Annotated in this window: 10 protein-coding genes; 1 reads left to right on the top strand and 9 read right to left on the bottom strand. The window is 41.5% G+C overall.

Annotation, left to right across the window (positions count from 1 at the left end; genetic code table 11):
* Positions 1–97 precede the first annotated feature (97 nt).
* On the top strand, positions 98–904 hold the full coding sequence (locus tag AC0VXV_RS04145; protein ID WP_475530474.1) for a Cof-type HAD-IIB family hydrolase: 807 nt from the start codon (positions 98–100) through the stop codon (positions 902–904).
* A gap of 264 nt (positions 905–1,168) precedes the next feature.
* On the opposite strand, the gene AC0VXV_RS04140 is transcribed toward AC0VXV_RS04145, so the two are convergent.
* The 9 genes from AC0VXV_RS04140 to AC0VXV_RS04100 form a co-directional block, all read right to left on the bottom strand.
* Complete coding sequence (locus AC0VXV_RS04140; protein ID WP_475530473.1) at positions 1,169–2,620, bottom strand: alpha-amylase family glycosyl hydrolase; 1,452 nt, start codon at positions 2,618–2,620, stop codon at positions 1,169–1,171.
* A 246-nt stretch (positions 2,621–2,866) separates the two neighbouring features.
* Positions 2,867–3,235 (bottom strand): YisL family protein, encoded by a 369-nt coding sequence (locus AC0VXV_RS04135; RefSeq protein WP_475530472.1) that lies wholly within the window; start codon positions 3,233–3,235, stop codon positions 2,867–2,869.
* A gap of 202 nt (positions 3,236–3,437) precedes the next feature.
* Positions 3,438–4,340, bottom strand: coding sequence for a fumarylacetoacetate hydrolase family protein (locus tag AC0VXV_RS04130; RefSeq protein ID WP_475530471.1), 903 nt, complete (start codon positions 4,338–4,340; stop codon positions 3,438–3,440).
* Between the two features lie 139 nt (positions 4,341–4,479).
* Positions 4,480–5,658, bottom strand: a complete 1,179-nt coding sequence (locus AC0VXV_RS04125; RefSeq protein ID WP_475531398.1) for a DUF418 domain-containing protein — start codon at positions 5,656–5,658, stop codon at positions 4,480–4,482.
* An 11-nt stretch (positions 5,659–5,669) separates the two neighbouring features.
* The gene (gene addA, locus AC0VXV_RS04120; protein WP_475530470.1) at positions 5,670–9,389 is read right to left on the bottom strand and encodes a helicase-exonuclease AddAB subunit AddA; all 3,720 of its coding nucleotides are present in this window, start codon (positions 9,387–9,389) and stop codon (positions 5,670–5,672) included.
* Positions 9,364–13,005 carry a helicase-exonuclease AddAB subunit AddB gene (gene addB, locus AC0VXV_RS04115; RefSeq protein WP_475530469.1) on the bottom strand — a complete coding sequence of 1,214 codons (3,642 nt, stop codon included), beginning with the start codon at positions 13,003–13,005 and terminating at the stop codon, positions 9,364–9,366. Before addB ends, addA begins: the two co-directional genes overlap by 26 nt.
* Before the next feature lie 127 nt (positions 13,006–13,132).
* On the bottom strand, positions 13,133–13,756 hold the full coding sequence (locus tag AC0VXV_RS04110; RefSeq protein ID WP_475530468.1) for a TVP38/TMEM64 family protein: 624 nt from the start codon (positions 13,754–13,756) through the stop codon (positions 13,133–13,135).
* Between the two features lie 139 nt (positions 13,757–13,895).
* On the bottom strand, positions 13,896–15,065 hold the full coding sequence (locus AC0VXV_RS04105) for a PDZ domain-containing protein (RefSeq protein WP_475530467.1): 1,170 nt from the start codon (positions 15,063–15,065) through the stop codon (positions 13,896–13,898).
* A gap of 220 nt (positions 15,066–15,285) precedes the next feature.
* Entirely contained in the window at positions 15,286–16,713 is a 1,428-nt protein-coding gene (locus AC0VXV_RS04100) for a S41 family peptidase (RefSeq protein WP_475530466.1), read from the bottom strand.
* Positions 16,714–16,731 lie beyond the last annotated feature (18 nt).

The following is a 16,731-nucleotide window of genomic DNA, read 5'->3' as shown; positions in this document are numbered from 1 at the left end:
TGTTTACATTAGCAAAAATTGGTCGATGTTTCAAAACTTTGACGAATGCTATTTTTGCACGTTACAATTATACCCAGGCTAAAGGAGGCTTACTCTTATGAACGAACATTTAATTGTATTAGATTTAGACGGCACTTTATTGACGGACGAGAAGAAAATTTCTGCGCTGACAAAGGAAACTTTGTTGAAGGCAAAAGAAGCAGGTCATCAGGTGATGATTGCGACAGGACGTCCGTATCGTGCGAGTCAGCTTTATTATCAGGAGCTTAGTTTAACAACTCCGATTGTCAATTTCAACGGAGCCCTCATCCACCACCCTAAAAATCCGATGTGGAAAACGATTCATACAACTGTCGATTTAAGTGTAGTCCATGATGTTGTAGAATCTGTTCATAAATATGAATACGACAACTTAATCGCCGAAGTATTGGATGATGTGTACCTTCACCGTGAAGATGAAGGTGTGCTTCAGTTGCTGCATATGGGTAATCCCAATATTTTAACTGGCGATCTGAAAAATACATTAAAGGAAAATCCGACAAGTTTACTCATTCAAGCCGATGATGTCAATACACCGATCATCCGCAAGCATTTACAGGATGTGCACGCTGAACTGATCGAGCATCGTCGTTGGGGAGCTCCATTCCCGATTATCGAAATTGTCCATAAAGGGTTAAGTAAAGCAGTAGGCATCGACTATATTGCAAAAGAAATGGGCATTCCGCGTGATCGCATCATTGCATTTGGCGATGAGGATAATGACTTGGAAATGATTGAATACGCAGGCGTTGGCGTTGCGATGAGTAACGGAATAGACGATTTGAAATCAATCGCCAATGAAATTACGTTATCGAACAACGAAGACGGCATCGGGAAATTTCTGCAGGACCGACTAAAACTGTAATAAAATATAAACAGCCTGGAAAAGCATGTTGTCTGCTTCTCCAGGCTGTTTCATTTTATCCCGCATTAACGGGTAGTAGACTACTGCCTTTAGACTTATGCAGGGGAAAAGGATAGGCAGGAGGTCAACTACCCGTAAAAGCCCGATTGGTTCGGGCCAACACGATGTTGGTCACGCAAGCGTTGGCACAGGATGTGACGGTTTTAGTTTGGGTTCCTTTTTATCAGTGGGGGTAAAAAAACCCCCACTGATTGAAGTTTCACTTTATTGAGCTGAATTTTCTGCACGGCGTTTTTTTCCGCGCTTCATAATAACAATCATAAATGCTGTGTATAACACAACGACCAATCCAAGTGCAACAATATAAGAAGTGTTAATGCCACGCGCTTCAATCACTTGGTACACTTCAACCATTTCACGGTCTAAAATAATCGCATAGTTGCCGTCTTTATTTTCACGGATGATTTCACTGTTGAACATTCCGCGAACTTCTTTTCCTTCACCTAGCTCAGCCACCGGAATATGCACACGTTTTGTTTTACTACTATTATTAATGACTACAATCCATGTTTCTTCATCGGATTTGCGTTCAAATACAACATAGCCGTCTTCATTTTCAAGCCATTTAAATTCCCCGTTACGCAAAGTATCGGAATCATTTCGTAAAGACTGAAGCTTTCCGACATAATCGGCTAATTCCGAGTCTGTTTTAAAATTGTAGTACTGGTGTGCTTCAACACCCGCTTCCCCATTCATCGCAATTTCAGATCCATATTGTACGATCGGCACACCAGGAAGTAAAAGCGTGCTCGCAATCGAGATTTTACTGCGTGTCGGCGGATACATGCCTTCTTCTGTTGCAGCCAATGTGAAGCGATCCGACCATATTGTATCGGTCATCGATAATACCGGAGTTCCTGAAAGCATTTCCTCGATATGCGGCTCCAGTACTGTCGTATTTAAATCAACATTTTTAAATGCATTTGTGAAGTTGGCAGCAGTATCACTGTAAAATTTCGCGTCAAAATTTGCATCACTTTCTGCATTCGCAATAACATAGGCACCTGCTGCTTTTAGCTGCTGGATAAAGCGATTTAAAAAAGCAGTATCCGCTTGTTCAATATTCGTCAAACGAACCCCGTCCAGTTTATATGTATTTACAAATTGTACTGCACTGTTGATCAGTTCATTCTGTACTTCTTCATTCGTTAAGTCCCACTGTATTTTCCCATCATTTTCAGATGCCACAAATCCTTGTTTTTCTGCAAGTTCATGGTTTGGACTAACATTGGAAATCGGGAAATCAACCATCATTTTGATTTCGCGTTTTTGATACGCCTCGACCATCTTTTTAAATTCGTCTGCTGTACCAAAACGGTGGTCAAACATTGTATAGCTCGTTGGCATCGAACCATCATATTTTTCAGTTTCAAATATAGAGCCAATCGACAGCATCGTATAGCCCATATTTGCTACATAATCGATTTTCTTCAGCAATCCATTAAAATCCCCGCCTGCAAACATCGTCGGGTCTTGCGCATTTACTGTATCATCATCATTTTTACCGGTACCATTAAAGAAACGGTCCACTAAAACATCATATATACTTTCATCTGCAATCGTACGCTCTTTCGCATTTGCAACAGCAGCAACTGACAATGAAGTCGAAAGCAGCACACCTGCAGCTAATGTACGAAACCATTTATTAAATCCCATTCATTTCCCTCTCTTTCATATACAGTCCATCGTCATTTTACCAAAAAAGGTATAAACGTAGCTAGCTTAAATAGTTATTTATAGGAAATTCAACAAATACGTGTCAGAAATGTGTATAGATTGTTTGATATGATTAGGAATTGACGTCGCGGTATCTTTTAATGGAAATTCTTAGGGGAATGTAGAATTCAAATAAAAAAAGCGTGTAAAAAGCCACCTCCACTTTTTACACGCTTCACTCTTTAATTAGAAGTTTACACCGATACCCATGCTTAAGCCTAAGTATAATGTAATTAATAGAACGATACCGAATAGTACCCAGAACATATTGACAGATTTGCCTTTGTTTTTACGTACTAATACCATTTCCATAAAGCCGATTACTAAAATACCAAATAACACTTTCATATCATAGTTCATGCCGCTTTCAGAAATTTTGTCGCGCCATTCAAGGAATAAAGACATCCCTGTAACGATTACTAAAATATACATCAAACGTAAGATCATGTGTACTGCTTTCATCTTTTTGCCGGATAATGCTGCGATTAAAAATAATACTAATGCAATTACCCAAGTCGTAATGTGCATATGTGTCGTACTAGTTAAGAAATCCACGAATTTTCCACCTCTTCTATTTATTCTCTACAGGCAATATCCTACCATGTGAAGCCATATAAATTCAATTGAATCTTCCAAGTTCAATGAGTTGTCATAAAAAAGCTATACTTTTCTGCAAAAAAGGCAGTAGATTTCCCCTAACACCGGAAATCTACTGCCTATTAATATCAGAAACTAGCAATCCGCAGCTATGAAAATATTAAGCAAATCGGTTTGCTAAAGTTCCGATTCCTTCGATTGCGATTTTCACTTCATCGCCTGCTTTTAAAAATTGCGGCGGGTTCATCCCTTTTCCGACTCCGGCCGGCGTACCTGTTAAAATAACATCGCCTGGCTCTAACGTTACATATTTTGAAACTGTCTCAATAATTTCGGAAACAGAGAACAGCATATCTTTCGTTGATCCATTTTGGCGTACTTCACCATTTACTTTTGTCACAATTGATAATGCATGCGGATCAGGAATTTCATCTTTCGTTACTAAATACGGCCCCATTGGACAGCTGCCTTCCAAACTTTTGGCTAAGAAGAACTGTTTATGCTTCTCCTGTGCGTCACGGGCTGTCAGATCATTGGCAATTGTATAACCGAACACATAGTCAAATGCCATTGCTTTCGGAACATTTTTTCCGCGCTTGCCGATTACGACAGCTAACTCCCCTTCATAATCAAGGGAATCTGTCACATCTGCATGCACAGGTAATGTCGATTCATCCGGGGCAATTGCAGTTGGTGACTTCGTGAAAACAACGATATGTTCCGGTGCTTTCTCTGCACCCATTTCACGCGCATGATCACTGTAATTTTTACCAACACATAAAATATTTTTCGGTGTACGAGGAACTGGCGACAGCCATTCAATATCAGAATAAGCCAGTTTAAACTGAGCTCCATCTTCATGATTTTGAGCTGCTTCTACTAATTTACGAACCTGTTCAACAAATTCGTAGCCATGTGCAATCCCGTCAATAATTGTTTTCGGAAAGTCTTTTAGTACATTAAGTTGTTTTTGGATTTCGATTACATCCCAAACTGCCTCTTCTTTTTTCACTTTTGGGCCAAACTTTACTTGTTCGTTTACTTTAAATGATAACAATTTCATAACGTGGAGCACTCCTTCTGTTTTTTTACATCATACATTAAAATATAAATAATTGCCTCACTTTTCTGACAAAAAGGGACTTAATTCGTAAAACTAAGCTTTCGGTGCATAAAACTTTATATAATACCGCATTCTTTGTTCACGTTTTACGTTCTGCAGGTTTACCGTAAGTAAATCTTTTCAGCAATGCTTCAATCGGTCCTTGTTTATATTTTGAGAAATAGATTTCCGCAAATAGTACTTGGATGACGAAAATTCCGACCGCCATATAAATCCCCATTTGCACATCCACTTTCCCGTATAAACCAAAGCCCCAATTGTAGAACAGCACCGTACAAATAACAGATTGCATCAGGTAGAGCGTGAGAGACATACGGCCAGCCTTTGCAATTGGCGACAGCAGTTTTACTATGGCCGGTAATTGTGTCAGCAATGTGATGACTGCCATATAGCCAATTGCCAATAATGGTCCACCGATATAAACTTGCAAGTATTCATTGCCGAAAGTTTGGTCACCTGCTATCGGCAAGCTCTTCATATAAAGTCCACCGCCAATACCAGCTACAGCCAAAATGATCCAAACAGTAATTTTTTCTTTTGCCCGCTCGATCAGACGCCATTTTGCAAGTGCCGCGCCAAACAGCATATAAGGTAATATCGTAAATAATGACGAAATCCACATCATGACACTCATCTGAATCGATAAATCATCAAGACGCTGCATAAATGCATCCGTCCAGTTCCCGATACCGTATGCTGTTAAGGCACTTTGAATTGCTTCAATATCGACAGAGAAACTATCCGTTGACGCCGTAAAGAAACCTGCCGCGACATATAAACTTAAATTAAAGCCGTGATACAAAGCATTCACCCCAACCGCCACAAGCAGGAGCCATTTTGCCTTCAAACGAAGTAGCGCGATTAAAAATACTCCGCAAAATGCGTACGTGGCCAAAATATCGCCCCACCAAATGACAATCGCATGAAACATTCCAATGCAAAATAATAAAATTAGACGCTTCGGCGCAAACCGATAAAAATCTGCACCCGTCTCATTTGCTTTTACATATTGCATCGCTAATCCATACCCGAACAGCATAGAAAATAACGGGTAAAAACTGCTTTGCACATAAATATCCAAAAGCTGCTGCAGTACGATATCCTGAACTTCATTAAACCAGCTGCCCAAATCCGCTATATGCGGCATCGGCAAGTAAAAGCCAAACATATTAACCAATAAAATGCCGAGTAAACTAACTCCACGTAAAATATCAAGTGTTGCGACCCGTTCGTTCGTACCTACTGGGCGAAAATCCACCATTCATCCCCCTAATCTATTTTCACTTCTTGTCCAATACTGTATAAATATAAAACGCGTTCACTTATTTGAATTCGCTTAATCGATTGGACAGCATGCTGATAATAGTTTAATTGAATTTGGTACGACTTTGTCATCTTTTGTTTAATTTTCTCAAAATCGCCTAATAAATACTGTTCGATATAGTCGGTTTTGTAATCGAGAAGCACCCATTTACCATGTTCATCTTCAAAAATGCAGTCGATGACCCCCTGTATAATTTGGGCATCCCCTTCCTGATCCTTCAGACTGAGTGTAAACGGTTCTTCTCGCAAAATTTGTTTCGCTTTTTTAAAACGCTCACCGACTTCTGTTCCGAAAAAGGCGAATACTTTTTCAGCTGATATCGCATCCGCTTCGATCTGCTGCAGAAGCTGTCGATTTACAAGCGATTGAATATAGCTTTTCGTCTCCTCGATCGATGCAAATCCTTGCTGCGGAATATGCTGCATAACGGCATGGACAGCAGTTCCGATTTCGGTTGCCGAAAGCTTCCGTTCTTTTTTCCCTTTCAGCATAAAGCTCGGGACATCGGATTTTACGTAGCGCTTCGCTTCCATATTGTAAAGCTGCTCTTCTTCCATCCGCTGCAAACTTTCGAGACGCTTTTGCTCTGATACCGACGTTTTTGATTTCTTCTTAACCGCATTTGCATATGGATATGGTGTCGTGAAACGTTTCGCCAGTAGCTGAACTAAATCTTCATTCACTGCCTGTTCAACCACTTCATGCTCCACCGTTTCCGCTTCATTGGCAAGCAAGTAGTCACGGTTTGGAATGATGCGGACCGTCCATTTCTCTGTTGTTGCCGCTTCTTTCGAATAGCCGTAATTGGCAAACAGGAAATCATTATGACGTGCAACAGCCGGACCGACCCAGCTTAAATAGCTGTTCGCTTTTGAACGAATGTATGCAGGGAGCACCGTATCCTCCAGCTCCTGATAAAATGCCCATTCTTCCTTCTGCTTTTCCCAATCTTTAATCGAACCGACTAAAATGAGGCGCTCTTTCGCACGGGTCATCGCTACATATAAAACGCGCATTTCCTCCGCCTTCATTTTTGCCAGCTTTTTCTCTTTCACATATAAATGCGGGAGGGAGGTCGAAATAATATTTAAATCCGGATTGACCGATTTAATCGCCAAACCGAAATCCTGATCGAAAATATAGCGGCTGCCCAAATCTTTCGTATTGAATGTACGGCTCATCCCTGCTACGAATACGACAGGATATTCAAGTCCTTTTGATTTATGGATTGTGAGCAATGTGACGACATCATCGGCTTCACTCGTCGATTTCGCAATTCCTAAATCGTCTCCGCGTGAACTCATCCGGTCGATAAATCGCAGGAAGCGGAATAATCCGCGGAATGATGATTTCTCATAGCTTAATGCACGGTCATGCAGTGCCCGTAAGTTCGCCTGGCGCTGCTTGCCGTTCGTCATCGCGCCGACCATTTCGTAATAATTCGTATCCAGATACACTTGCCATACCAGATCGGCCAATGCCCCGTGACGGGAGAATTGTCGCCATTTGTGATGCATCGTAAAGAACTTGTCGAGCTTAGCTTCTGTTTCGATTGGCATGTCACCCGCTGCTTCTTCTTTATACTGCTTTAATGCTTCATAAAAAGGGACTTTCCCGTTCACTAAACGGATTTTCGCCAGTTCGTTTTCCGTTAACCCGATAAACGGTGCACGAAGTACAGAAGCGAGCGGAATATCCTGATACGGGTTGTCGATAACTTTTAAAGTGTTGATCATAATCATCACTTCAAGCGATTCAAAATAACCGCCGTCCGTTTCGGCGTATAGCGGCAGTCCGGCCAATTTGAACTCCTCCGCAAACGTCGTATACCATGTACGCGAGCGCATCAAGACTACAATATCGCGGTAATTGACAGGACGCATCGATTTTGTTTTCGGATTGTATACTTGTCCCCCATGATCGACTAAATTACGGATGCGCTGAATAATATAGCGCGCTTCCTGCTGTGCCGAGCTGATGCTCTCTTCTTCTGAGCCGTCTTCGCTACCAGGAATCATTTGCGCTTTTGAATCACCTTCCAGTAAAACTAATTCGATCGGTACTTGCTGTTCATCATAGCTCGCCCCGAACTTCAGTTTTGCCTGTTCATCGTACGCAATTTCGCCGACTTCTTCGTCCATTATTTGCTCAAATACATAGTTCGTACCTTCCAGCACTTCCGAACGACTGCGGAAATTGGCATTCAGGTCAATTTTCATTCCTGTACCGGACGGGTCCTCTTCAAATCGCTTATATTTATCAAGGAAAAGGCGAGGTTCTGCAAGACGGAACGCGTAGATGCTTTGTTTCACATCGCCGACCATAAACATATTCCCGTCCTGCTCATCGCCGTTTTTCACAAGCTGCAAAATAGTTTCCTGCAAAAAATTCACATCCTGATACTCATCAACAAGCACTTCTTTGAAACGCTTCTGGAAATTCAATGCCACATCGGATGGCTGCGGTGGATTGGACGTGCTTTCTTCATCTGTCAAAATTTCCAATGCATAATGCTCCAAATCCGAAAAATCAAGCAGACCGCGCTCTTGCTTCGCCTTTTTAAACGCTTCACTGTATTCAATCGTCAGTTTTACGAGCGTTTCCAAAATAGGCATAGTCGCCGCCATTTCCTGAACATACAACTTTGGATGACGCGCAAAAAATGTTTCCTTCAAATCCGTCAGCATTTCTTTCGCCGTATCACGATGATTTTTCGCTACCGCATAAGATTGCCTATCTTCTTCCGTATCCTTTTTCGTCAACGGCTTGATCCGTCCGAACTCAACTGCAGGAATCAGCTCATATGCCTGTTCCCATGAGCCTTCCTCCATCGCTTCAAGTACATGCCTAACCCCTGTATATTCTGCTTCAAACAACGGCTTGTTTTTCTCTAAAGCAGGTGTAACGGAAACGATTTGCAAGCCTTTTTCAAGCCGTGTTGCAATTTCTTTTAGGCTTCCAATAATAAACGGGCGCACTTCTTTTGCGATAACCAACTCATCAATCGGACTTTCCGGATCAATATCGTATTTCTCCGGCAATGCGCGCAGCCATTCATACGGGTTTGGCTGAACACGGGACACTTTATACATTTCCTGCAGCAACAGTTCAATCGCCTGGTCACTGCGGTCAGATGCAAAGCTGTCAACTAAAGTGTAAAGCTCCTCTTTCGTGAACAAAGTTTCCATATCGCCCCGGTATGCCTTTTCAAGTACATCCATCAGCACATCATCCTGCAATAACGAAGCTTCCTCTGTACTTGCCAGACGGAAACCCGGGTCCAGATCAATCGTGTATGCATATTCACGGCAAATCGATAAACAGAATGAATGCAGCGTGGAGATTTGCGCTTTGTTCAATAAACTTAGCTGACGGCGCAGAAATTGGTTGCTCGGATTTTGGGCAAGTTCCTTTTCAAGCGCTTCTGCCATACGGTTGCGCATTTCCGCTGCCGAGGCATTTGTAAACGTTACGACGAGCAGCTCATCTACATCAATGCGCTTGTCTTCAGGCGCTAAAATCTTTTGGATGAGTCGCTCGATCAATACCGCCGTTTTTCCTGAACCGGCCGCTGCCGATACTAATATGTCATGCCCGGATGCGTAGATGGCTTTCCACTGCACATCTGTCCATTGAACATCACTCGGCTTCGCTGGAATTGTCATCTGCACATACCACCTTTTTAATGTTTTCAAATACTTCCTGTTCCGGCTGTTTCTTTATTTCGTTGAAGCTGTTGCCTGTTTCCGACTGATCGAACTGGCAAACCGATTTAAAACTGCAATACGTACAAGCCTTTTGATTTCCTAAACTATACGGCTTAATTTCCGTATTTCCGCGGTAAATTTCATTGCCCGCCTGACGGAATTTATAGTGAACAAATTCCTGCAAGTTTTCCATCTGTTCTTGTTCGATCACTTTTGAGGAACGGCTGTTGAATTCCGGATTCTCTCCGCTTTTAAACGCTGCCGGTACGATAATGGATGTTTTACTCGGTTCAAGTGACTTGTCCATCAATTGCGCCACTTCCACATCTTTTACCATATAGCCGCTTAACTTGAACTTCTCCTGACGCATACTTTCCACATGATCATACTGCTCATAATCTTCTGTCGGAATTAGCGGATTGTGCACATGCAGATAGAACATCCCGGCAGCCTGGACAATAATATTCTCCAGTTCCGATAAATCCTGAATGAACTTCCCTTCACGTGCAATAATCGGAATATTTTTCATCGCTACATCTAAATACGTCAACAGCTGCAGCGAAATCCCGTTATATACTTCGGTAAAATCAAGCTTGCGGCCGCTTGATTTATAATCAATAACACGCAAATACAGATTTTCCGCATCTTTATAAGCATCAATTCGGTCAATTTGCCCGCGCACATACATTTTCCGGTTATGTTCCAGATCGATTTTCAGTGCTTCCAGCGGGTTGCGGTCATCCTGTTCCGTATTTTTGTCGTCACGCTTCCCGAACGGCTTTTCATGGGCAATCGCTTTAAATTTCGACAGCTCGCTTTGATTAATAAGTGCATAAATTGTACGTGCCACGATTTTTACAAGTTTCGTTTTAATATATTCAAAGCGGTGACTGCTTTTTAAAATACTGTACGAGAAATAATCCGCCAGTTTTGAAATGGTTTCATCCGCCTTTTTATAGCACGCTACATATGTCGTAAGCGGGATCGATGGCTCTTTCTCAGATAAAATCGTCCGGATTGCCTCATGGAACAGATCGCCCATCGCGAATGTTTCCAGTTTGAATTCCGTACGCTCGTGCAGTTTAAGTCCATATGATACAAAATGTGAATACGGACAGCTGTAAAAGCGTTCAATACGCGATACACTTGCCAAAAAGTCTTCCCCATACAATGCTGTCGCTATGTCTTCCGTTAGCGGTTCTGCTTCATTCGTCGTATATAAAGGTTTTTCCACCACATTCAGCACATCTTTCCAGCGCTGTTCTCGTTCATAAAATGCTTTTAACGCCGCCCATTCATCGGTAAGCGGACGTCGCTCGTGCTGTGCCTGCTTCAGCTGGGTCATTAAGAAGCCGATTGCCGGTGACGGATGCTGTAAATAATTGAGCACATTGCCTTCTTGAAGTTCATCAAGCGGGTCCATTGCAATTTGCCGATGCGGCAGTGTGCGAACTGTTTTTTCATTTGGCGTACCACGGTTTTCCCTAATCTCAAACATGCTGTGCAGGCGGTTAATATAAAGCGATGGAAGCTTACTTTTACTTTCCTCGTCTGCATTTGCATACGTAATATATAAATATTGTGTCGATGAAGAAATCGCACGGTAAAACAGGAAACTTTCCTGCAAAAGCCTGCTTTTTATACCCGGTGCCAATTCCACATCGATTTTCTCAAATGTTTCACGATCGTCATCAGAAAGCAGTCCTCCTGCTTCCATACGCATCGGGTAAACCCCATCGTTAACACCGATGACGAAAATGGCCTTTTTATTATCAAAACGCGCAAACTCGACAGTCGAAACGGTCACTTCATCCAATGTCGGCGGCACACTTGCAAATTCAAGTGTTTCAAAGCCTTCATCCAAAATTTGCGCTACTTCTTCCAAAGGCATAACTTTATCGCCGAACATAAGGTCAAACTGCTCCAAAATATGAATCCAGCCGTTCCAAGCCTGTTCATGCTCCATTGACTGATGGAGTGAATCGGCCTGCTCTTCCTGCTCCTGCATTTTTAGCAGCTTCTTATAAATATCAAGCTGCTCCATAAACTCATAAAGTGCCACTACAATTTCACGGCCTGTTTTTTTGCCCTTCAACCGGTTCTGCAATGCCAGTACCGGCTCCCGGATTAAGTCACGTACCGATTTTAAAAGCTGTTCATGCTCCAGCTCGTCTTCTGTCTGAACCGCATTGACTTTTTCCAGTGATTTAAAACGGCGATAATGCCATACTTCATCTTTCATCCAACGGTCATGGACAATTCCTTTTGCGATGACGAAGTTTTCCAAAATATCCGCTCTGTCTCGCATTGCGACTAAATTGGCTCCATAAGGGAAAAACAGATCGGTTTTAATGCTTCTGAAAACCGGCTCATATTTCCAGTTTGTCGTAATAATCTCCAGCACAGATCGACTAAATTCGATAAGCGGATGATAAAGCATCGCCCGCTTCTCATTTGAGAAAAACGGGATTTCATATTGGGTAAAAGTCGTTCCAATAATCGCATCATATACATCTGCCTGGCGGTACATTATCCCAATATCTTTATAGCGAAGCCCCTTTTCCAGAACGAGCTGTTTAATTTCCTGGGCAATACCTTGCACTTCTGCGCGCGGGTTTACACCTTCCAATATTTTCGTATGTCCCGTTGATTCGACTGGTGTATCCGTAATTTTGTCGAAGCAATGTTCAATATGCAGCAAGTCCCGATTTGTCGCACGATAGTTTACTTCTAAATGAACGCGCGGCTCCTCCTCAATATCAATTCCTCCTTCGAATCGTAATTTTTGCAGCTCATTCTTTATTTTGTCGTACGTCATCGCAGCTCTGTAAAACACGGAGCCTTCCAGTAAATCCATTTGCGGGTCTTCCATCGGGAGAACAATTGTGACACGTTTTGCATAAATAAGAAGCTCTTTTAAAATGGCAAATTCCTGTCCATTAAATGAAACAAACCCATCCAAATAAATGTGGGTATCGCGCAAGCTTTCCATTTTCGGAATACGCTCAATTAGCAGCGGGAAATAGCCATCGCCATCAATATATTCCGTCCCGATCCGCTCATGCAGCTGCTTTAAAATAATGTTCAGATCATGCAATTTATGAAGTAGTACTTCACTTGCACCGTTTGATTTTAATGATTCGATCAGCGGGTCGATTGTTTCCACATCGATATGATATTGACTGAATTCCTTTAAAATCTGCTCCACTTCTTTCGTAAAACCGGGTTTGCCTGCCGCTCGTTTAAATAGCAGGAAATCTTCCTGATGTTCTTCCAAAATACGTCGCAACAGCATGCGGTACCCTGTGCCGTCAATACGTTCGTGGGCGATACCGCCTTCATTTTGCAGCACAAACCAGGCAAGCCGTTTGAATGTCATAACCTGTGCACGCATCATTCCTTCAATGTCATAATTCGTTGTCAGCTCATATTCCGTTGTAAACGACATTTGGTCAGGAACTAATATAAAAATTGGATGTCCAAATATATTTGTTTTTAAATCATCGACAATTTCACGGTGAATTAATGTTGTTTTTCCCGTGCCTGCCCGTCCTGATATAACTCGTAACGTCACAATTCCCACCTCACTTCTATTTCTTTCTTCTATTATAATATAAGAATACATGTTCGCGCATTAATTGGATTCATACAAAAAAGCCCTGCCTTTTCACTATTTGTAAAAAGCCAAGACTTATATTTTTTTATTTATGTTTACGTAACTTACCTATCTCTCGCAAATCTCTTTCCACACGCTTATTTAAGATGTTTTCAATCAATTTGCCGATTCCCCAAATGATTAAAATAATGACAGCTGAAATAATAAGTTTTGTAGGAGAGGTTAAAATATCTCGCAGATCACTGCCTAAATAGCTAATTAAAAAGATTAAAATAGGTTTTGAAATAAGGAGTGTCAAAAAATAATATTTCTTTTTAATATTGGATAAACCAGCAACCGTATTGACAACGACAACAGGTGTAAACGGCAGGCATAGTAGAACAAACAGTGGTGTGAATCCTCTAATATCCACCCAGTTGATCAGTTTTTTTACTTGTTTCTGTTCTTTAATCCGATGGAAGAGACGATACTTTCCGAACATGCGAATCATGAGGAAGAACATGTATGACCCTGCCACCGTTCCAAGCCAGGACAGTAAAAAACCCCAAAATAACCCGTATGCTGCAGCATTGGCAATGATTATTACGAACAACGGCAATATCGGTATAAATGATTCTAAAAACGTTAATAAAATCCCGAAAAACGGGCCTAATAACTTATATTTCTCTACAATTGTTTCTATATTATCGATTGTCAGCCAATCTAACATAACCACTCACCCCTACCAAAAACGATAAAAATTCCTGAAGTTACACAACGCTGTCTAGTACAATTTAATCTTAACATAATTTGTTTATACCCGTTTTAACCAAAAAAAAGAACCTCGTATTACCGAGATTCTTTTGAAATTAACTAACAACTAATAACCCGATTTTGTGATTATCATCACGATGGACAACATGCTGTGCAAGACGCACTTCGCCTGAATGGTCAAGCACTTCCAAACGACAATGGGCAGCATTGATCTGCAATGCCTTATACAAATCTTCTTCTGTAAAAACATCTTGTCCATTTACACGCTTAATAATTTCACCTGCAACAAGTCCCATTTTCTCTGCAGGGGAATCCGGTAAAATACCGGCAATCATAACACCTTTATCACTGCGTACAACGGCATAACTGTTGCGGTCCTCAGAACGACTATAATGAATGCCGATAATTGTACGGGAAATTGCCCCTAATGCTAATGCTGCAGCACCTAGTACCGGCAGGAGATAAGCGGCCAATCCGACGATCAGCACAAATTGCCCTATCATAATAATTGAACGTCCCATTTGAGGATAAACATTCATAGGCAGCTTTTGGCGCACCATCTGCTGGAATCCGATAATAAACGGGAAAACAATGATCGAAAACTGTTCTGCTCCGATCGTAAATTGTGGCCAATAAGGCGCAAAATTTTGAATGCCTTCACCCGGAATAATAGTAAAGACAGGTAAAATCCAAAGCTGTTTACTAAAATAGCCTATCCCATTTAATCCACGTTTTGTTTTCTCAACAATCGGTGAAGCAAAACGGGCACCATAACGGCGAATTAAAATTCCTTCTGCCATCAGCAAGAGTCCTGTCATAATCGGAACGGTCATAACAAGATCGTCCGTAACATTTCTCCCTGCCAATTCAATCGTTCCGATTGTATATGACCAATCTTGCCATTGCATCCAAATGATTCCACAAAAAGCAACCGCCATAACAATCGCCGGCGATAATAATTGATACATATAAATGATCAAACCTACGAAACTTACTATAAATACAATTGTCAATAATTCGAGTGATACTGTTAAGCCTATTACGAGACTAAATAAGGAAATAATAACGGACAGCATTAAACCCATCGCAAGCATATTTTTCAGCTCGGACCAGCCACCTAGTATCCGTCGGTTAAAATACCTTCGTTCGCGCTTCACTCGGCGATATCCTAAATAAACTGCGGAAATGATGGCGATATAAAACAAAGGATTTATAAAAAATCGGCCAATCCCTTTTAAAATTTCAATCAAAACTGTTCCATCCATATTCTCACCTACCGTACGAATAATTGTACCAAATCCTTTACGGAATGCGTAGTCCCATTTGTACCGGAAATGAAATAAAGCCATGGTGGGAGATTCGGAGATCTAAGGAGGCGGTAAATAAGATGGAATTTTTTCAGATCGTATTTAAATAAAATGTTAATCAACTAAAAAAAGCCCATTTCTTATAGAAACGAGCTTTCAATATCTTTTACACTATTTATCACTCAAACTGATGCATAATATAACTAATCGCCATCTGCAGCTGCATGTCGTTTACTTTCGACTGTTTGAATGTTTGCAGTTCTTTCGTTAATTCATTGAAAAATACTTCATCCATATAGCTTCCTTCTGCAATATCATGCTTATGTCTGAAGCTTTCTACTTCCTGAGCTGTATCCTTATCAAAGAATCCATCTGTCCGGCTGATAGCGTAGCCCAGTTCACTTAAAATACGCTGGCTGTAGGCAACTTCTTCACTGTATTCTCCCTCTTCATAGCGTCCTTTCAGTATTTTTGTTTCTACACTGTAAAGAGGATGCTGTGTCACTTCGACATCCGGTTCAATCCCTACATCATGGATCCATTTTTTAGAAGGTGTAAGCCATTTGTTCGTCGATAATTTTACTTCTCCGCCGTTTTGGAGATCCCATGTTTGTTGGACCGTCCCTTTACCGAAGCTCGTCACCCCAATAATGACCGAACGTTTCCAGTCCTGCAGGGCACCCGCAAACACTTCACTGGCTGATGCGCTTCCTTCATTTTGGATAAGAGTTAAAGGCGTATCACGCAACCAATTTGCGTAAGGCTGGAACTGCTCCACTTTCTTTGTTTTCAGTGGCTCTGTTACACCGTCATGATTTTGCATATACGCAAAGATCTTCTCTTTTTGCTCGAACATGCTCATCATTTGGGCAACACTATGTAAATAGCCACCTGGATTGTCCCTCACATCAATGATTAATCCTTCTACTTCCTCCTTGATTACTCCATCAAGAGCCTCTTTCCATTCTTCTGCTGTTTTTTCGCCAAAAAGATTGATCGTTATATAGCCTAGTTTTCTCCCTTCTACTTCGAGAACTTCAGCTTCCACCGTATCATTTTTCAAACGTTCTCTTTTCATGACCAACTTTAAATGCTGGTCCAGTTCCGGTCGGTAAATGACAAGCTCAACTTCTTCCCCTTCCTTGCCGTACATCAGCTTACGAACTTCCCCCATAGTTTTCCCGTCAAGACGTACTTCATTGATTTGTATAATCTCATCCAATGGTCGAATACCTGCTTTTTCTGCAGGCGATGCTTTAATAGGGGCCACTACGATAATCTTGCCATTCGCTTCTGCCAACTCAACACCAATGCCGATTCGTTCACTTGCGAGCGTCTGTTTATGTAATGCTGCTTCTTGCTCCGAATAATAAGTACTGTAGGGGTCATTTATTGCATTGGCCATTCCTCGCAGTGCACCTTCCACCAATTTTTCAGAGTTGATATCATAAACTGATTCACTCGTGATTAACTCATGCAGTTCATTGACTACCGCAAAATCCGCCTGTTCCTCTTGTGGTTGTGCCTTGATTTTCATAACACCATAAACAATTATGCCGATACACATCATTACAACTACTAATAAAAAAATCCGACTTTTCCGCACGAATTCTCCTCCGTTCCA

It is taken from the genome of Solibacillus sp. iso_87, from assembly GCF_056173085.1.
Note: the sequence above shows the minus strand (reverse complement) of the source record. Positions and strands in the feature narration are given on the sequence as shown.

Excerpts from the sequence above, each read along its gene's own strand:
- AC0VXV_RS04145 (WP_475530474.1), top strand. The coding sequence starts at position 98 with ATGAACGAACATTTAATTGTATTAGATTTAGACGGCACTTTATTGACG.
- AC0VXV_RS04140 (WP_475530473.1), bottom strand. The coding sequence starts at position 2,620 with ATGGGATTTAATAAATGGTTTCGTACATTAGCTGCAGGTGTGCTGCTT.
- AC0VXV_RS04130 (WP_475530471.1), bottom strand. The coding sequence starts at position 4,340 with ATGAAATTGTTATCATTTAAAGTAAACGAACAAGTAAAGTTTGGCCCA.
- addA (WP_475530470.1), bottom strand. The coding sequence starts at position 9,389 with ATGACAATTCCAGCGAAGCCGAGTGATGTTCAATGGACAGATGTGCAG.
- AC0VXV_RS04110 (WP_475530468.1), bottom strand. The coding sequence starts at position 13,756 with ATGTTAGATTGGCTGACAATCGATAATATAGAAACAATTGTAGAGAAA.
- AC0VXV_RS04105 (WP_475530467.1), bottom strand. The coding sequence starts at position 15,065 with ATGGATGGAACAGTTTTGATTGAAATTTTAAAAGGGATTGGCCGATTT.